The 18,263-nt window shown below is 51.8% G+C and carries 19 protein-coding genes; 6 read left to right on the forward strand and 13 right to left on the reverse strand.

Annotated elements, in window-relative coordinates:
• Window positions 1-322 precede the first annotated feature (322 nt).
• A complete protein-coding gene (locus ACKI3C_RS03695) occupies window positions 323-1,555 on the forward strand; it encodes an S-adenosylmethionine:tRNA ribosyltransferase-isomerase (protein ID WP_407402172.1) in 1,233 nt (410 codons plus the stop codon).
• A gap of 125 nt (window positions 1,556-1,680) precedes the next feature.
• The gene (locus ACKI3C_RS03700) at window positions 1,681-2,778 is read left to right on the forward strand and encodes a hypothetical protein (protein ID WP_407402174.1); all 1,098 of its coding nucleotides are present in this window, start codon (window positions 1,681-1,683) and stop codon (window positions 2,776-2,778) included.
• Window positions 2,779-3,124: 346 nt separating this feature from the next.
• Here ACKI3C_RS03700 and lysA read toward each other — a convergent pair whose 3' ends face one another.
• The 8 genes from lysA to ACKI3C_RS03740 are packed head-to-tail and all read right to left on the reverse strand — an operon-like array spanning window position 3,125 to window position 10,567.
• Window positions 3,125-4,276, reverse strand: coding sequence for a diaminopimelate decarboxylase (gene lysA, locus ACKI3C_RS03705; RefSeq protein ID WP_407402176.1), 1,152 nt, complete (start codon window positions 4,274-4,276; stop codon window positions 3,125-3,127).
• A gap of 42 nt (window positions 4,277-4,318) precedes the next feature.
• Complete coding sequence (locus ACKI3C_RS03710) at window positions 4,319-4,621, reverse strand: TIGR04076 family protein (RefSeq protein WP_407402178.1); 303 nt, start codon at window positions 4,619-4,621, stop codon at window positions 4,319-4,321.
• A gap of 23 nt (window positions 4,622-4,644) precedes the next feature.
• Window positions 4,645-5,685 (reverse strand): asparaginase, encoded by a 1,041-nt coding sequence (locus tag ACKI3C_RS03715; RefSeq protein WP_407402180.1) that lies wholly within the window; start codon window positions 5,683-5,685, stop codon window positions 4,645-4,647.
• Window positions 5,686-5,715: 30 nt separating this feature from the next.
• The gene (locus ACKI3C_RS03720) at window positions 5,716-7,053 is read right to left on the reverse strand and encodes a DUF4339 domain-containing protein (RefSeq protein ID WP_407402182.1); all 1,338 of its coding nucleotides are present in this window, start codon (window positions 7,051-7,053) and stop codon (window positions 5,716-5,718) included.
• Window positions 7,054-7,065: 12 nt separating this feature from the next.
• Window positions 7,066-8,082 carry an alpha/beta hydrolase gene (locus tag ACKI3C_RS03725; protein WP_407402184.1) on the reverse strand — a complete coding sequence of 339 codons (1,017 nt, stop codon included), beginning with the start codon at window positions 8,080-8,082 and terminating at the stop codon, window positions 7,066-7,068.
• Window positions 8,083-8,096: 14 nt separating this feature from the next.
• Entirely contained in the window at window positions 8,097-8,948 is an 852-nt protein-coding gene (locus tag ACKI3C_RS03730) for an alpha/beta hydrolase (protein WP_407402186.1), read from the reverse strand.
• Between the two features lie 18 nt (window positions 8,949-8,966).
• Window positions 8,967-9,404: a nucleoside deaminase gene (locus tag ACKI3C_RS03735; RefSeq protein ID WP_407402188.1), complete on the reverse strand. Its 438-nt coding sequence runs from the start codon at window positions 9,402-9,404 to the stop codon at window positions 8,967-8,969.
• Window positions 9,401-10,567 carry a leucine-rich repeat domain-containing protein gene (locus ACKI3C_RS03740; RefSeq protein ID WP_407402190.1) on the reverse strand — a complete coding sequence of 389 codons (1,167 nt, stop codon included), beginning with the start codon at window positions 10,565-10,567 and terminating at the stop codon, window positions 9,401-9,403. Before ACKI3C_RS03740 ends, ACKI3C_RS03735 begins: the two co-directional genes overlap by 4 nt.
• Window positions 10,568-10,769: 202 nt before the next feature.
• Between ACKI3C_RS03740 and ACKI3C_RS03745 the strand changes: the two genes are divergently transcribed.
• The 3 genes from ACKI3C_RS03745 to ACKI3C_RS03755 are packed head-to-tail and all read left to right on the forward strand — an operon-like array spanning window position 10,770 to window position 13,245.
• On the forward strand, window positions 10,770-11,480 hold the full coding sequence (locus tag ACKI3C_RS03745; RefSeq protein ID WP_407402192.1) for an SAM-dependent methyltransferase: 711 nt from the start codon (window positions 10,770-10,772) through the stop codon (window positions 11,478-11,480).
• A 20-nt stretch (window positions 11,481-11,500) separates the two neighbouring features.
• Window positions 11,501-12,478 carry an MBL fold metallo-hydrolase gene (locus ACKI3C_RS03750; RefSeq protein ID WP_407402194.1) on the forward strand — a complete coding sequence of 326 codons (978 nt, stop codon included), beginning with the start codon at window positions 11,501-11,503 and terminating at the stop codon, window positions 12,476-12,478.
• Window positions 12,463-13,245: a TIGR02757 family protein gene (locus ACKI3C_RS03755; protein ID WP_407402196.1), complete on the forward strand. Its 783-nt coding sequence runs from the start codon at window positions 12,463-12,465 to the stop codon at window positions 13,243-13,245. Before ACKI3C_RS03750 ends, ACKI3C_RS03755 begins: the two co-directional genes overlap by 16 nt.
• Before the next feature lie 230 nt (window positions 13,246-13,475).
• Here ACKI3C_RS03755 and ACKI3C_RS03760 read toward each other — a convergent pair whose 3' ends face one another.
• The 3 genes from ACKI3C_RS03760 to ACKI3C_RS03770 form a co-directional block, all read right to left on the reverse strand.
• Entirely contained in the window at window positions 13,476-13,913 is a 438-nt protein-coding gene (locus ACKI3C_RS03760; protein WP_407402198.1) for a hypothetical protein, read from the reverse strand.
• 708 nt (window positions 13,914-14,621) lie between these two features.
• Window positions 14,622-14,963: a type II toxin-antitoxin system RelE/ParE family toxin gene (locus tag ACKI3C_RS03765; RefSeq protein ID WP_407402200.1), complete on the reverse strand. Its 342-nt coding sequence runs from the start codon at window positions 14,961-14,963 to the stop codon at window positions 14,622-14,624.
• 15 nt (window positions 14,964-14,978) lie between these two features.
• A complete protein-coding gene (locus tag ACKI3C_RS03770; protein WP_407402202.1) occupies window positions 14,979-15,215 on the reverse strand; it encodes a hypothetical protein in 237 nt (78 codons plus the stop codon).
• A gap of 338 nt (window positions 15,216-15,553) precedes the next feature.
• Between ACKI3C_RS03770 and ACKI3C_RS03775 the strand changes: the two genes are divergently transcribed.
• A complete protein-coding gene (locus ACKI3C_RS03775) occupies window positions 15,554-16,489 on the forward strand; it encodes an Rpn family recombination-promoting nuclease/putative transposase (RefSeq protein ID WP_407402204.1) in 936 nt (311 codons plus the stop codon).
• Window positions 16,490-16,600: 111 nt separating this feature from the next.
• Here the strand turns inward: ACKI3C_RS03775 and ACKI3C_RS03780 are convergent, their stop codons facing one another.
• Complete coding sequence (locus ACKI3C_RS03780; RefSeq protein WP_407402206.1) at window positions 16,601-17,533, reverse strand: hypothetical protein; 933 nt, start codon at window positions 17,531-17,533, stop codon at window positions 16,601-16,603.
• A 42-nt stretch (window positions 17,534-17,575) separates the two neighbouring features.
• A complete protein-coding gene (locus ACKI3C_RS03785) occupies window positions 17,576-18,262 on the reverse strand; it encodes a GDSL-type esterase/lipase family protein (protein WP_407402208.1) in 687 nt (228 codons plus the stop codon).
• Window position 18,263: the final 1 nt, after the last annotated feature.

Genomic DNA, 18,263 nt, shown 5'->3' on the forward strand with positions numbered 1-18,263 from the left:
GCAAAGGTTCGCTATCCGCGGCACCGGCTTCGCCGACTTACCGCTGCTCACTTTGCCGAGCTCGCTTCGCTCGGTTCGGCGGTGGGGGTTATTCAGGTATTGTCCTGCCGGACAATAAATTAGCAATATTTATTATCAAATGCTAAAGTTGAGTAATTAGAATAATTAATCTCGTTAATTGTTTATAGAACAAACCGTTAGACAGTAGCAGGGAATCGTTGCTTTCGTTTTTCGTCTTTCGTTTCTTATGTCAAAAAAAATAACCACAGATTTAACATTTGCACAAAAATCACTAACTTTGCAAGTTGAAAAAAATTTGACTATGGATAAGGCTGAAAAAATACGCAATATAAGCATTAGTGACTATAACTACGATCTGCCCGATGAGCGCATTGCCAAGCATCCGCTGGCCGAGCGCGAGCAGTGCAAACTGCTGCACTATGACGGAGAGACAGTGCATGACCGCCATTTCTATGACGTGCCGGCCATGCTGCCCGAGGGCACTACACTCATCTATAACAACACGCGCGTGATCAATGCACGCCTGCGTTTTGCCAAGGCCACCGGCTCGGTGATTGAGATATTCTGTCTTGAGCCGGTCACTCCGTGCGACTATGAGCAGATTTTCCAGACCACCGATTCCTGCACGTGGCTATGCCTGGTGGGCAATAGCAAGCGCTGGAAACAGGGCGACCTGGAGCAGACGGTCACCATCGACGGCACCGCAGTGACCCTGCGCGCCACACGCGGCGAGCGCCGTGGCAACTCGTGGGAAATCACGTTCACTTGGACTGCCGGGGCTACATTTGCCAGCGTGCTTGAAGCCACAGGCGAGATTCCCATCCCCCCCTACCTGAACCGCGGCACCGAGGGCAGCGACAGCGACGACTACCAGACGGTGTATTCTCACATCAACGGCAGTGTGGCGGCTCCCACGGCCGGACTCCACTTCACCCAGCAGTTGCTCGACGAGTGCGACCATCGCGGCATCAAGCGCCGCGAACTCACACTGCATGTGGGTGCCGGCACATTCCAGCCCGTGAAGAGTGAGAACATAGGAGACCACGAGATGCACCACGAGTTCATCGCAGTGAAACGCGCTCTCATCGAGGAACTCATTGCATGCAACGGTCCTGTCGTGGCAGTGGGAACCACTTCTGTGCGCACGCTTGAGAGTCTCTACTACGTGGGGCAGATTCTGGAACACAACCCACAGGCCGATGGCGACGAACTCACAGTGAAGCAGTGGATGCCCTACACCACCCCCTGCGAGATAGACACACGCAAGGCGTTGCAAAACATCGTTGATTACCTCGACCGCACGGGCAGCAACGTGTATATGGGCAGCACGCAGCTCATGATTGCCCCCGGCTTCACCTACCGCATCGTGAACGGAATCATCACCAATTTCCACCAGCCTCAATCCACGTTGCTGCTGCTCGTGGCAGCCTTTGTGGGAGAGGACAAGTGGCGTTGCCTCTATGACCACGCCATGGACAATGGCTACAGGTTCCTGAGCTACGGCGACGGATGCCTGTTCCTGAAAGGTGAATAATATATCTTTTCTCTAAATTAATAGGCTTTACCTAAAAAATAGAGGGCATTTTTAAACCATACCCTTGCTTGATAGTCTAAAACAACAAGAAAAGACATTGTGGAACCTACTAGAACTTAATCGTTATGACTACTAATTTAAGAAATATGGTGATGAGCCTCGCGCTCGCCGGTAGCCTGGTGATGGCAAGTCCGGTATCAGCACAAATGCGGAATAACCGCGAAAGAGGAAACGGCGGCAGCCGTCAGGAAAGCGTGACTCGTGAGCGTCCCGCCCGTCAGGAAAGCGTGACTCGTGAACGTCCCGCCCGTCAGGAAAGCGTGACTCGTGAGCGTCCCGCCCGCCAAGAGAGCGTGACTCGTGAGACAAATCGCGATGTGACTCGCACCCGCACCGATTTCAACACTCGCCCCACCGATCGCGGCCACGACAACAGCACCGTTAGACCTAACGACCGTGGCAACAACCGCGACAACCGCGGCAGCAACCTTGACAATCGTGGCAACAACCGCGACAACCGCGGCAGCAACCTTGACAATCGCGGCAACAACCGTGACAACTATGGTAACCGCGATAACCACAACCGCGATAACCGTGGCAACAATCGCGACAACTATGGCAATCGCAACAACCATGACAATTATAGCAGTCACTACCGCGATGACCGCAACCGCGGACACAACGCCTATCGCGACCACTACAGCTGGAACCACGCCCACAACGACTGGTCACGTCCGTTGCCTCCTCCTGCCAGAATGTATCGCCCAGCACCCTATCGCTACCACCGTCCCCACATCCCCGTGGGTTACCGCCCCTACTACGGCGCGCCTGTGATCGACCGCATCCTGGGCATCACCTTTGGAGCAACTTTTAACGTGTCGCTCAACTACCTGTACACCAATGGTTACATCATCGACGGCTATGACAACAACGTGGTTTACCTGCGTGACGTGAACATGCTCAACCTTCCCTGGGCCGACGTGATGCTGTGCTACGACGAGTACGGACGCCTGATGAACGCACAGTTCATCCACTCAAGCTACTATAACGACCGCAGCCGTTACAACCGCATCTATCATGACCTGTGTGCCGTCTATGGCACTCCCATCGAGATTGACAACCGTGGCGTGACATGGTTTGGCGGCAACAACACCGGATATGTGACTCTCGAGATTAGCTGCACAGGTTCACGCTACTACACCAACCTGTTCATAGGCAACTAACACACGACACAATCCCAACCAGTCATAACGAAACAACAAATGGCATCCCGGCTACCGAGATGCCATTTGTTGTTTCCTCTACCATAAAAGGAGACAAGTGCCTTTGTTTTGGGGTATGCGACAGCAAAACTGTCGCAAAACGGTAGCCCTCTATGATTCGTAGAACTACCGTTCCAAGCGATTTCGTCGCTTGGCATGCTGGCTGAGTTTAGTCCCTGGCAGCAATCCTTTCAGCCATAGCGTTAAGTTCAAGACATTGAGCACGCGTGATTGTCTTCTTTTCCATGTGGTACTTCTAGGGGCTTATTTGTAATAGTCGCCCTTAGAGGGTGCGTAGTCCTGGGAGTTACTCGTCGAAGTAGTTGCCTGGGAGGCGGCGCATGTTGTACTGGCTTGCCATTGACTCGCCGTAGGCACCGGCGCTGCGCAGGGCGAAGATGTCGCCGCGGTGGCTCACGGGCAATTTCTCATCACGGCCAAACACATCGCTCGACTCGCAGATGGGACCCACCACGTCGTAGGTGTCGCTGGCGGTGTCCTGCGAGGTGAGGTTCTGGATCACGTGGTGCGCCTCGTAGAGGGCGGGGCGTATGAGGTCGGTCATGCCTGCGTCGAGGATGACGAACTTCTTGTTGCGGTTTTCCTTGACATATACCACACGTGCAATGAGTGACCCGCACTGTGCCACGATGGAACGACCCAACTCGAAGTGTAACTCTTGTCCCTCGCGCAGGTTGAGGTTGCGGCTGAAGGTGTCGAAGAAGTGCTCAAAATCGGGAATCCTGTTCACGTCGGGCAAGTCATAGTCGATGCCCAGACCGCCGCCCACGTTGATCATCTCAAATGTGATGTCGTGGCGGTCGAAGTAGTCAAGCAGTGTGTTGACGCTCTCGCACAGCATGGCGAAGGGTTTCATCTGCGTGATTTGAGACCCCACGTGGAAATGGAGTCCGCGCAGGTATATAGCGGGCAGGTTACGGGCTGTCTGCACGGCTGCGGCAAGCATCTCGATGTTGATTCCAAACTTATCCTCGGCTGTGCCAGTGGTGATGTAGCGGTGGGTGTGCGCGTCGATGTCGGGGTTGACGCGTATCGAGACAGGCGCTACGAGACCGCGTTCCTGTGCCAGCTGGTTGATGACTTCTAGTTCAGGTATCGACTCCACATTGAAACTATATATTCCAGCTTCGAGGCCCTGAATAATCTCGCAATCGGTCTTACCCACGCCTGAATAAACCATCTTGGCAGGGTCAAAACCAGCTTTAAGCGATGCTGCAATCTCGCCGCCGCTCACCAGATCCACGCCCAGTCCATGGGCTGCGATGGCCCTGAGAATGGTGGGGTTACCATTGGCCTTGACGGCATAATGCACCACGTAGGGTTTGTCCTTGACTTGTTTCTTGATGGCCTTGATGGTGGCATCTAGCAGAGACAGGTCGTAGTAGTAAAAGGGTGTTTCCATTTGCTGGAACTTCTCGAGTGGAAATCTATGCTTCATTTGTAGTCGTTGTTTTTTTTATATTGTGGTTTAACCGTAAGTTCATTCAATAGTTTCGATGAGAAACGACACTGGCCTGAATCCGTCGTTGCACGATAGCATTGCCGAGTGCTTGTTTTTCATCCATCCGTCATAGAAATCTCCTCCGCCGTTGGCAAGTTGGGCGACCCATGGTTTCAGGGTTTCCCATGCGCTGTCGCACATGCCTGGCGGCCGTGTGGCATTCTCGCTCACAAAGGACATGCCCACCTTCATGTCGCAGGCATGTTCTATGGGGTTCTCATATTTCTCGATGAGGTCGTGGTAGCACGCCATGCGCATCACCGTGATTTTTACCTTTTTCATTGCTGCATAACGTATATCAGGCATCACACTGTTATCTCACCGCACAAAGAGTAGCCTAGGTAGTTCTTGACACTGTCGCTGTTGAGTCCCAGTCCGAAGAGATACATCATCTTGGTGATGGCAGCCTCGCTGGTGATGTCGTTGCCGCTTGTAGCACCTGCCGCCGAGAGTCGTTTGCCGGTCTCGTAGAGGCCGTAGTGCACGCCTCCGTTGACACACTGCGACACGTTGAGCACTACCACTCCGCGCTGTGTTGCCTCGCTGATGGCATTAGTGAACCATTGCTCGCTGGGGCTGTTTCCAGCTCCGTAGGTCTTGAGCACAATGCCCTTGATTCCCGGAGTGTTGAGCAGATACTTGAGCGTGCCCTCGGTGATGCCTGGATGGAGTTCCACAAACATCACGTTGGGGTCCATGTCATAATGCACCTTGAGCGGTCGTTTAGAGGGTGAGCGGTACAGGGCCTCGGTGTTGAATGCGATGCCCAGGCCTATGTGGGCCAGCGCAGGGTAATTGTTGCTCTTGAAAGCGTTGAAGTTGTCGGCGCTCATCTTTGTGCTGCGGTTACCTCGCCACAGGTAGTTCTCAAAGAGGATTGCAACCTCCTGCACCATGGGCGATCCTGTTGCATCGGTTGCAGCAGCAACCTGCAGGGCTGTGATGAGGTTTTCCTCGCCGTCGGTTCGCACTTCGCCTATGGGGAGCTGCGAGCCGGTGATGATGACAGGCTTGTGCAGGTTCTCGAGCATGAAGCTCAACGCCGAGGCAGTGAACGCCATGGTGTCGGTGCCGTGAAGCACTACGAAACCGTCGTACTTGTCATAGTTGTCCTCGATAGCGCGCGCAATCTCAGCCCAGTGCTTGGGACTCATGTTGGCGCTGTCGATGGGGGCGTCAAACTGGATGTTGTCGATGTCATAATCCAGTTTCTTCACCTTGGGGACATTATCGATGAGATGCGTGAAGTCAAATGGCCGCAGAGAGTGCGTGCCTTCGTCCTCAATCATGCCGATAGTGCCCCCGGTGTAGATGATGAGAATCCTTGGCTTTGAGTGTATAGCCATGTAATAATTTTTTAATTGCCAGTGAATGCGTTATTTGCGGGGAGCAGGGCTCTTGTCGGGAGCGTTCTCGTAGTAGTAATAAACGTAGAAACGAGAACCCACGTAACCGCATGAAACGTATGAATCGATGTTGGTGATGTAGTTGTTGCCCGATTTGCTCAGGGTCATTTCTTCGAGAACGTCCTCAAAGTCTGTTACCAGGTCATATTTTGACGCAGGCTGACCTGTGAGGTCGGAGCTCACTGCCACACCTGTGATAGTAGAGCTGTCATCGGTAACGCTACCGTCAAAGAAGAACTGGAAGCGGTAGCCATCGCGGTCATATTTCATCTGCTTGCCGGCTTTGGTAAGTTTATAAGAGATGTCGTCAAAGTCGCCCACAGTCATGCCTTTGTAGGTTCCGGCAAAGTTCTTACCGGCTGCCATGTTGGCGAGCTCGATACCCATGTTGAATTGCCCAGCAGGCGGCATGTCAACCTCTTCAAAACCCTTGCGCACTTCCTCGACGGGAGCAGCTTCCTCGGCTTGCTCTTCATAGTCGTTATATACAACCTCTTCGGTGTCGGTGCTGTAATTATAATCGTCTAAATTCTTTTGAGCAGTGTACCACCAGATTGCTGTTCCTACAATGCCGATAATGACCAAGAGGAGAATACCACCAACGATACCACCAATAATAAAGAGATTCTTGTTGCTCTTTTTGGGAGGCTGCACGGCAGATGTTGATGCAGTTACCGGCTTGGGAGCCGGAGCGGGCTTGACAGGTGCAGGTTTAGCGGGAGCAGCGGGTGCGGGCTTGGCTGCAACGGGTGCCGCGGGTGCGGGTTTGGCTGCAACAGGAGCAGCGGGAGCGGGCTTGGCGGCAACGGGAACAGCGGGTGCGGGCTTGGCTGCAACGGGAGCAGCGGGAGCGGGCTTGGCAGCAACGGGAGCAGCGGGAGCGGGCTTGGCTGCAACAGGAGCTGCAGGAGCGGGCTTGGCAGCAACAGGAGCTGCAGGAGCGGGCTTGGCAGCAGGTGCCGCAGGAGCGGGTTTGGCAACAGGTGCCGCGGGTGCGGGCTTGGCAGCAGGTGCCGCAGGTGCAGGGTTAGCAGCAGGTGCCGCGGGTGCAGGGGCAGCAGCGGGAGCCGCAGGTTCCGATTTTTCTATGATTACCGTTTCCTCTGCCGCGGGTGCAGGGGCTGCGGCGGGAGCCGCAGGAGCGGGTTGGAACAAGTCTTTCAATTCGTCAAGAGAGTCGGCAGGCACCCAGTTGCTTAAACCGGCACGCCACACGAGAGTCTCTGGTTTGATTACATTTTTGAGCGCATCCTTACTTACAGGACCTTGTTGCTCATTGTTGTTGGTTAGATAATAAAAATCAGCCATGGCTATATAGTATTAATTATTTGTTTTCTTTTTTATTGTGTCGCTGCTAGCGGCTTGGGGAGAAGTCGGAGACTTGTTAATAGATGTCTTGCACACAACCTCTTTTCCTGCAAACGCTTGGTCAAAGAAATCAAGGTGTTTAGGCAGAGACTCACACCAATATTTCCACGAGTGGTTGCCAGGACGCGTGCTGAAATCGTGCTTGATGCCTTGCTTGTCGAGGGCAGCATGCAGTGCCATGTTGACTTCATAGAAGAAGTCCTGACTGCCGTCGTCCACTATGATATTGAGTTGGCCAGGTTTGAGTCTTGCCACTAGATTAATCACAGAATGGTCGGCCCATGCCTTTTTGTTGGCGGCATATTTGCCGAGCCGCTTGTCAAGCATCCATCGGTCGGGGAATTTTGTGATATCCACGCCGCCGCTCATGCTACCGCACGACCCGAACACCTCGGGGTGACGCATGGCCAGGAACAATGCACCGTGGCCGCCCATGCTCAATCCGGTGATGGCGCGTGAAGCCTTGTCGGCACGGGTGCGGTAATGGGTGTCAATGTAGTTGACCAGTTCGGTTGCCACGTAGGTTTCAAATTGCATAGTCGAGTCAACGGGCGAGTCGAGATACCAGCTGTTTTGACCGTCGGGGCACACGATAATCACACCGTGCTTGGTAGCAGCGTCCTTGAGGTCAAACTTCTGCGACCACGAAGCGTGCGTATCGCCATATCCGTGCAGCAGATACACCACCGGATAGCAAGTGTTGTCACCCTGGGCAAGATATCCTTGCGGCAGAGTGATGGTGTTGTCAATGTCACGTTTCATCTTGCCGCTGTGCACGGTGACCACGCTCTGCACCTGGGTGGGAGCGGGCAATGTGTCGCTGGGGTGCTGCACCGCCGCTTGTGTCTTGACCTCGGCCGCGGTTTCATGCGATGTCGCCGGGGTCGAGTTCTTGCAACTGCTGCACACCAGTGCCAGCAGCATCAGCGCATGCAACGCCAGGTATTTGAGTGATGACTGCGTAAACATAACAGGAGACAGGTTTATTGTGCTTGGTCAAACGCCTTGGCGAAGAACAACATGTGATAATCAAGAGAGTTCACCCAGTAGCTCCAAGAATGGTTGCCAGGGCGAATGGTGAAGTCGTGTTTCACTTTGCGGTCGAGCAACGCCTTGTGCAAGTTCATGTTCACATCGTAGAAGAAGTCATCGCATCCGTCATCGATGATGATGTTCTGGCCGGGTTTAATCTTGTCCACGAGGTTGATGACAGCGTGGTCGGCCCACACCTGCTTGTTGTCCTCGTATTTACCCAGACGCTTGTCGAGTTTCCAGCGGTTGGGGAACTTGGTGATGTCCACGCCGCCGCTCATGCTTCCGCAAGAGCCAAACACCTCGGGGTGACGAAGTCCCACCCACAATGCTCCGTGACCGCCCATGCTCAAACCAGTGATGGCACGATAACCAGGTGAACGCAAGGTGCGGAAGTGAGTGTCGATGTACTCAACAAGTTCCTTGCTGATGAATGTCTCAAACTGGAACGAAGGATCTACTGGCGAATCGAAATACCAGCTGTCCTGTCCGTCGGGACACACGATGATCACCGAGTAGTTGCTAGCCAGGTCATCAAGATTGGCCTTCTTGGGCCAGTCGCGGTAACTGCCGTCGGCGCCGTGCAGCAGATAGAGCACTGGGTACTGGTCTTCTTGAAGATCGGCGTCGAAATATTGCTCGGGCACGACCACAGTGCACTTGATGGCGCGGTTCATCTTTGCCGATTTCACCGTGATGGTGTCGGCTTGTGGCTGGGCTTCAAAGTCCTGAGCCCACACTGTACTGCTCATGGCCATGAATGCCATGAGGAGCATGATAAGTCTTGTACTCAATTTTGACATATTCATCGTGTTTAGATGTTATCTTTTTTTCTTAAAAAACTCGGTCATTAGTTCGCTGCATTCCTTGGCCATGACACCGCTATCAATCACAGTTTTCTTGTGGAACGGATTGGTGCAGAAGGTGTGGTACCCACGCTTGTCGTCGGCCGCACCATAGACGATGCGTGAAATCTGGCTCCACCCCAGGGCGCCAGCGCACATGAGGCAAGGCTCCACGGTCACATATAGCGTGCATCCAGTGAGATATTTGCCGCCCAGGGTTCCGGCTGCTGCGGTGATGGCTTGCATCTCGGCATGGGCGGTGACATCGGTGAGCGTCTCGGTGAGGTTGTGACCTCGTGCCACAACTTGCCCGTTGCTCACGATGACTGCCCCTATGGGCACCTCGTCGCGCTCGGCGGCACGATGGGCCTCGTCGAGAGCCATTTTCATGAATCGATGGTCGGCGTCAATCATAGGAATACTTTTTTCACGTAGTTGCCCACGATAACGATATATACTCGGTTGCGTGGCAGGTCGCTGATCACGTTGTTGATCGACGGGCGCTGGTACCACAAGTTGCCGTAGGCGTCATACACGGTGGTCCACTTGCCATGGTTGTCACCGCTGATGTAGATTGTGCCATCAATCACATGAATATTGGGGTGCTCGTCCTCGATTTGTTCAACATAAGAGTATTCTCCTATGGTGATTTCAAACTGGTCGTCGCAGTCGTTAATCATGTTGGTGGGCACTACCACAAAATCTACGGGATGGTTGGGGATGGCGAAGTAGTAGTGGTCGGCAGCTGTGAGCGCCATTTGCTCGCCGTCCTCGCCATAGATGCGGTAAGCGAGATTGTTGCCCAGGGGTACCTTCATCCAGTTGTTGCGGAATGTTTCGCCCGTGAGCATCATCGACACTGAGATATCCTCATCGGTCCACAGCGAGAAGGTCTCGCTATCGCCCCACACCGAGTTATTGGCATAGGCTTCCACAGCCTCGTCATCGGGCAAAATCACGTCAATGCCGCTCAACCCTATGAAGATAGCCCAGCCACTAGCCTTGGGAGGCGTGGGGGCAGCGCAATATATTTCAAACAGGTTGTGGCAGTTGTTGAAACCATAGGCGTCGATGAGCGACAGCGTAGAGGGCAACATCACGGTGCGCAGCTGTGAGCACGACTGGAATGCGCCGTAACCTATGGTGGTCACGCCTTCGGGGATAGCAATATTCTCGATGGCAGTGCCGGCGAGCATGGTCTTGCTCACCGTGTGGAGATTGAGCGGGAGGGTGATGCTGCGCAGGCTCTCGGCATAGGCAAAAGCACTCTCGCCGATAGAAGTGACACTATTGGGAATCTGCACCTCGGTCACGCCTGAGTGCGAGAATGCCTCGGCGGCGATGCCAGTGACCAGATAGTTGTCGCCTGCATAGTTCACAGTCTCGGGAATAAGCACCACACCGCTATAACGGCTAGCGCCATCGGCCCACGACTGCACGACCTCGGCTTCGCGGTCGTTCACCACGTTGAAGCGCAGTCCCGCAGCGTCAAATTCCTGCGCCCAAGCACCAAGGGACAACATCCCCGCGGTCAGGGCCAATAATATCTTGCTTGTGATAATTTTCTTTTTCATCATTTGTTATTCAGTTCGCTAACTGCAAAGTTACTCTTTTTTCTCAAAAGAAAAAAATAAAAGCCACTCTTTTCCTTGCACAGGGGCTTTCTTGCGGCGTGAAAGGCGATAATTCAATAGCGATAGGGGCAATATGGGAGTTTTTAAGAAAATTTGTGACGGAGTGTAGCGGGTGGTTCATTGTTTTTTGCTACCTTTGCACATTATGACGATAGAGAAAGCGCTATACCTTGTGCCTGTTCAACTCAGTGAGGGTGATTTGACGACGGTTTTGCCCGCCGTCAACGTTGCTGTTGTGCGCGAAATCAAGCATTTTATCGTAGAGAATGTGCGCTCGGCGCGCCGTTTCCTCAAAAAGTGCGACCGCGACATCAACATCGACGAACTCACGTTCTATGAGCTCAACCGCCACACCGACCCCAAGGACATCGCCTCTTACCTAGCCCCGTTAGAGGCAGGTCATGCCATGGGAGTGATAAGCGAGGCCGGATGCCCCGCTATTGCCGACCCCGGAGCCGACGTGGTGGCCATAGCCCAGCGCAAGGGGTTAAAGGTGAAACCTCTGGTGGGGCCGTCGAGCATCCTCATGGGACTCATGGGCTCGGGATTTAACGGACAGAGTTTTGCCTTCCTGGGCTACCTGCCCATCGATGGCGCGGCCCGCACTCGAAAATTCAAGGAGATGGAGCATGACATCATGCACCGCGACCAGACCCAGATCTTCATTGAGACGCCCTATCGCAACAATGCCCTCATGGCTACGATGGTCAAGGCACTGCCTGCACACCTCAAACTGTGTGTGGCAAGCGACATCACTGGCGAGAACGAGAGCATCGTCACCCGCTCTATAAAGGAGTGGAGCAAGGCAACCTACGACTATGGCAAGAAGCCCACCATCTTCTTGCTCTACAAGTGAGGTCTGCCCCAAGCACATTGATGAATAATATACACAACAATAAGACAAAACACGTCAACTGCGACACTGCGCGAGAGCAGACCATCAGATTCGGCAGTGACGACTTTGAAGAGCAGGTCCAACATCCTGACACCCAGGCGCAGCAAGCATCGAGAAAAGCTGCGTCGGGATTTCGTTTTATCAGTTTCGGCAGCGGCAGCAGCGGCAATAGTGCCTATCTGGGCAACGACGCGGGCGGGGTGATTATCGATGCCGGCATCGATGCCGACACAGTGTATGACACCTTGAAGCACAACGGCATTACCCCCAGCCACATCAAGGGCATCGTCCTGACCCACGACCATCAGGACCACGTGCGCTATGTTTACACACTAGTGCGCCGCTACAAGCACATACGCATCTACTGCACTCCCCGTGTGCTGAATGGCCTGCTGCGCCGCCACAACATCTCTCGCCGAGTGAAGGAGTATCACGAGAGCATCTTCAAGGAGATACCGTTCACGCTGGGCGACTTCAAGATCACCGCATTCGAGACTTCGCACGACGGAAGCGACAACATGGGATTCGACATCGACCTGGGTGGCAAGCACTTTGTCGTGGCAACCGACATGGGCGTGATCACAGAGCGCGCACGCCACTATATGAGCCAAGCCAATTATCTGATGATTGAGAGCAACTATGACCTCAAAATGCTCAACGAGGGACATTATCCCGAATATCTTAAAAACCGTGTGCGCGGCGAGCGCGGACATCTCGACAACGAGCAGACGGCGCAGTTCATCAGCGAGCACTATCACCCTGGACTTACCCATGTGTTCATGTGCCATTTGAGCAAGGACAACAACACGCCCGAGATTGCCCGCAAGGCCATCGTCAAGGCGTTGCACATGCGTGAACTCACCGTGGGCGATGGCAGCAATGCCCCCGACCAGCGCGAGCGTGACGTGCAACTCTATGCCTTGCCGCGGTTTGTGCCTTCGATATGGTTCGTGCTATGATACCCGCTGGCGAAAACCTCAAAAAACTGCTTGATCGCGAGGCCACTCGCATCAATGTGCCCGAGTTTGCCCAGAGCGATCCGGTGCAGTTCCCACGTCGGTTCGGCAAATTGCAAGACATCGAGATTGTGTCGCTGCTCTCGGCTACCATAGCATGGGGCAACCGCAAGATGATATGCAACAACTGCAACCGCATGCTGGACCTAATGCAGCATGAACCGCTGGCCTATGTGATGGACGGTGCCTACGAAACGCTGCCCGACGACATGAACCTGCACCGCACCTTCTTTGCCCGCAACTTCAAGTACATGCTGCGCGGACTGCGCTCCATATACTCGGCACATGGGTCGCTCAACGACTTTGCAACGCATCATCATGTAGGTGATGACGCAACACCGTCGTGGCAACTAGTGGCGTTGATGCAGCACAAGTTTTCTCAGGCCAATGGCGGCATGCTTGATTCCCGCACTCTGCCCACCCACCTAGATGACACTGCCCTCAAACGCATCAACATGGCGTTGCGCTGGCTGGTGCGTGACGATGGAATCGTGGATATGGGTGTATGGAACGCTATCAAGCCGTCGCAACTATTCATCCCGCTTGATGTGCATGTGGGAAACACTGCCCGCTCGCTAGGGCTGACAACTCGCCGAGCCAACGACCGCAAGACGGTGATCGAAATCACCCAAGCCCTGCGCACCATGCGTCCCGAGGACCCCATCTTCTACGACTACGCCCTCTTCGGCCTAGGTATTGAGTCAAAATAACGTCTATCACAACCATTCCATTTTAAGGTCCGATAGGACAAGAAATTACCATCGTCAAACCAGTGCCTTGTATCAACACCCTCGCAATAAGAAAATACTATCAACAGAATCGACAATCAGTATACCATGCCATTGCGGATGCGAGCACACCCTTGCTCACCGTTTGCCCACAACCGCTGAGATTTCTTCCTCTGAGCGATTGCGGTTACCCTTCTGGGGAGAAAATACAGTTATTCAGAAGATTTACGCACAGGTCTAACAAGAAGCCCTTCGCAACGTTCTCTGTACGCCCATTTAATGTAGCCGTACGAGCCTACACACAGACTATAAACTGCTGAAGCATCTCTCGCTTCACGTTCCCGCGACCAGTAGTACCCGGAGTGACCCTCGTTGTAGAGGTCCGTGTCGCTACGGGAGCCTGCGGCGGGCAGGAAAATGCTGTTACCATTGCTCTTGCTCGTAATCCTGCTACCATTAACACCATTTACTGTCACCCACTCGACAGTGGTGTACTTGTTGTCATAAAGGTCTTTTATCTCCTGCAAGGAGGGCATGCGCCATCCACTACCCCAGTTGGCAGTCGCTGCATCGTCCTGGGGGTCAAGAATGGTCTTGTTATCTACTGTGCCGTATTCTGAATCTGTGCAGTATTTGGTCATGTAGGCCATAATACCGTTATTCCTACTCCACTTGTAGTTAGTCCAGTCGAAACTATGGCTCACTCTTTTAGCATAGCCTTTGGTCTCGCCCCAAGCAAAGTACAGACCGTAATCCTCGGGATTAGAAGCGCCAACATTACAAGTAGCTCAAAGTGTTCCAGAAGGCAATCCGAGGTCAACATATTCGTGACCTTTATTCGTTCCGCCATTCCCAGTTTCATTAATTCCGTCTTCGTTCTTATTACAAGATGAAAAAGCAATTGTTGCGCTAAGCGTTAGTACAAAGATTGTTACAATACTCCAAAATTTGTTTGTTTTTCATTTAGTTTGATTTCGAATAAAAGAAGGGGCGCGAACTTCTCGACGCTTATCCTTCCTATCAGGTACGACCAAGTAACCTTTGCTATGGATAAGTACGGAGAAATCCACGCCCTAAACGAGGCGTGAACCCACCGCTGCTTATTCTCATAGCCTTTGAATTTGGTCGTTTCGATAGGAAGAGAACAAGAGCAGTTTGCTCAAGATATGTAAGTGTCGAACGGTTTATGCTTACCTTCGTGTTAATAATTTGTTTTGATTAATACGTCGGTGAAGTGGCTGCACACATGGTGTACCGTTCTTCTGTTTAATGTTTGTTATTTCTGTTTCGTAGTGTCAATGCTGTATCAATGACTAATCAGTTAAAAATTAATTGTTTGACTTTGTGTTTTTTCAATCTTATTCTTGCAAAAAACGTAGCAATTCTTTAATGTAAGCATCTGTGACATTGGAAATTTCACTTTTGTCATAGATTGTGAGAAGTGTCACATCATAACAATCAGGTTCAGCGAGCTTAACTGTAAAGGTGATCACACGCCCTCCGCCACTTTTTCCGCGACCTTTCGATGCTATAGCAAGACGAACCTTATAAATTCCCGCACCAAGGTCAGTACCAAGTGTCGGCGTTTGACGTAGAGTGTTGACGAGTTGTTGCAAATCCGATTTGAGTGATTTATACTTCTTTGCCAATCGCTTTGCCCTGCGGTCAAACTCAGGAATTGTATTGATGCTTACTTTCATAATAGTTTGAGTGGTTCAGAACTCGTTTAAGAGTTCTTCAACAGGACGAGCCTTGCCTTCCTTTAACTCTTGGAAAGCCTGTTTAAGGCTCTCCCTAACCATTATCTGCTGGCGACGTGTTTCTACTTCCTCAGCATTTGTCTCAATAATATATTTAGTGAATGCACGCTGTACACTCTTTGATGATGATGCAAAGTGTGCCATTAGTGCATCCAAAGGACTTGTCGGCTGTTGTGTTGTTGATGTTGCCATAATTGTATAATATTTTATTTTACACTTGTGTTACGTTTCTATTCGCACTCTTTACCACACAAAGGTAATCATTTTCTTTGAATATTGGTCATTCCTGGGTAAAAAAATACATACACATTTTTAACCTAACCAATCCTACCAATCAAATAAGTATTGCAATACTACCATTTTAGGCGTTTGTAGTTCCACCAGCCATCGCTGTTGTCCAGGGCGGGCAAGAACGTGAGATATAGCATGGAGCGTATTTGCTCATGGAAGATAAGAATTTCGATAAAAGATTTGGAATTGTAGCAATAAAGTTGTTACTTTGCAATGTTAAAAGCAAATAATAAAGGACTATGGCAAACAATCGTTACATCAGATTTGACTGGGCCGCAAAAAAGATTTTGCGTGACAAGGCCAATTTCAGTATCCTGGAAGGACTCATAGCGGTGTTGCTGGGCGAAGAAATGCACATCATCGAGCTGCTGGAGAGCGAAAGCAATCAGGATGACCCCAGCGACAAATTTAACCGTGTGGATATCAAGGCTAAAAACAGCCATGATGAGATTGTCATTGTGGAGATACAGCTCACCCGCGAGTTGTATTATCTTGAACGCATCCTTTATGGAGTTGCAAAGACGATTACAGAGCACATCAACCTAGGAAATACCTACGACCAGGTCAAAAAAGTCTATTCAATAAGTATATTGTATTTTGACCTTGGCAAGGGTGAGGATTATGTGTATCGCGGACAGACGGTATTTACAGGTGTGACCAAGCATGACACGCTTCAAATCACGACAAAGGAGAAGAATGTAATCAACATGAAGGCACCCGAGGAGGTATTCCCCGAGTATTATTTGGTGCGCGTGAATGCTTTCAACAAAATTGCCGAGACTCATCTTGAAGAATGGCTGAAATATCTCAAGGATGGAGATATCGACGACAACACCACCGCACCAGGTCTGCAAGAAGCCAAGAAAAAACTGGAATACATGGCAATGAATAAGACCGAGAAGGTTGCCTATGACAAGCACATCGAGGCAGTGATGATTCAGAATGACGTGATTAGCACCGCAATGAAGGAAGGACGAGCCGAGGGCCACGCCCAAGGACGTGCCCAAGGACGTGCTGAAGGACGTGCTGAAGGACGCGCTGAAGGACGTGCTGAAGGCGAACTGAATGCGTCAATTACAATCGCCAAGAACTTAATTGAAAACGGTTTAGATATTGAGTTTGTGGCAAAAAACACAGGGTTGTCGGTAGATGAACTTAATAACCTGATAAAATAAGAAACTACATTTTCCCCCGGAGGGGAGCCCCATTTTTGAAAACATAAACCTCTGTGCCCTCAATGTATGTGGGGCCGAGAGTTGAGAGACGCATCAAGTCTTTGATGGGCATCAGTCGATGCGCTTGTAGGTCCACCAGCCGGAGTTGTTGTTCATGATGTTGAGGAACGACGGGGAGAGCGATGACTTGATTTTGTCGTGTGGCACTAGAATTTCTATCTCGCCTTCACCAGGCTGGGCTATCTCGCCCGGCGGAAACATGAACGAAATGCCTGTGCGCATCACGCACATCTCGGCAGGCACTCGCGATGCTTTGAGAAGCGAGAGGTTCTTCTTGCGGTTGAGGTACTCAATTTTGTCATTGATGAGTGCTAGCACAACGTGGTCTTCGCCCGATTGGAGTATCTCTTCCGTGGGAATCACGTGTTGTGCAACGCGGTCGTAGTGAATGTAGGAGCTTGTTGCAGTCGATGTGTTGCCTGCTGTGTGCCAATGGTCTATCTCAAACACCAGGAGGCGATTTGAAGTGATGCGCGGGAAGATGAGCACGCTGAGCGCATTGGTGAACTCGGGGTGCTTCACGGGCAATGAGTCGATGCAAACGTAGGGCTGGTCCACATTGTTCCCTATGAATTTGGGCGTGTTGAGGTAGGCGGAGATAGCGTTGGTGATGTTGCACGTTTTCTGGTCAAATGCTTTCTCGACGATTGCTTCGTTGAGACGGTCTAGGCTGTCGTTGCCGTTGATGGTGATGGGCAACCGTGCCTTGACGACCTTGATGCAGAGCAATTTCGAACTAGGATTGTTGGTCAACGATGGTGTTGTAGTGATGAAGTATCGCCGTTGATGTGCCAACTGGAATGTGTCAACCATCGAGGTTTCTTTGACGGTGTCGGCATTCTCGGTGACATTGTCGTGGTGCCACAGGTCGCGGCTCTCGCCACTGCTCTCGATGCGCAGGGTGAAATACCAAAATGCCGCAATCAAATCAACGATTGCAAGCAGGATGATTACCTTTACAAGTCCTCGTTTAGATACTATCATACAAGTGGTTATTGCTCTGGTGGAACTATGTTTCTTGCGAGATTACTTCACATATTTGCGCACGGCGGTTTGGAGAAGTGGTTCCATCACGTCGTAGCCTGCGGGGTTGGGGTGCACACCGTCCTCGGTGTAATTGTGGTTGAGAGCGCGCTCGTCGCCCTCGACCATTGCGCTGTAATAATCCACATAGGGGATTTTGTTCTTCTTGGCATACTCGGCAATGCGCTTGTTGAGGCTAGCGATTTTGTCGGCCACCCCAGTTGCACCACTCCAATACATCTTTTTACATGGCAGCACCGAGGTGAGGATAACGTTGATTTTGTTAGCCTTGGCGATTTCCACCATCGACATGATGTTGCCCATAGTGCGGTCCTCAAAGTAGGGGCCGGTGTTCTCTGCGATATCGTTAGTACCTACGTTGATAACCACCACCTTTGGTTTGAGATCAACCACGTCTTCACGGAAGCGCACCAGGAACTGGTAGCTTGTCTGTCCCGAGATGCCACGGCCTATGTAGCCCGTGTTCTTGAAGAAGTCGGGGTGCTTGCCCACCCAGTACTCGGTGATGGAATTGCCCAGCAGCACCACACGCTTGCCGTTGTTCTTGTGATTGTTGAGTTCGATGTTGGGACCAGCATATTTGTGAAGTTGTGCCCAGTCCTTACTGTGTTGAGCAGTTGCTGTGAGTGCCATGAGCGAGATGGCTGCGATTGCAAGTATATGTTTCATA

Source organism: Sodaliphilus sp., from assembly GCF_045598405.1.
Classification (GTDB): domain Bacteria; phylum Bacteroidota; class Bacteroidia; order Bacteroidales; family Muribaculaceae; genus Sodaliphilus; species Sodaliphilus limicaballi.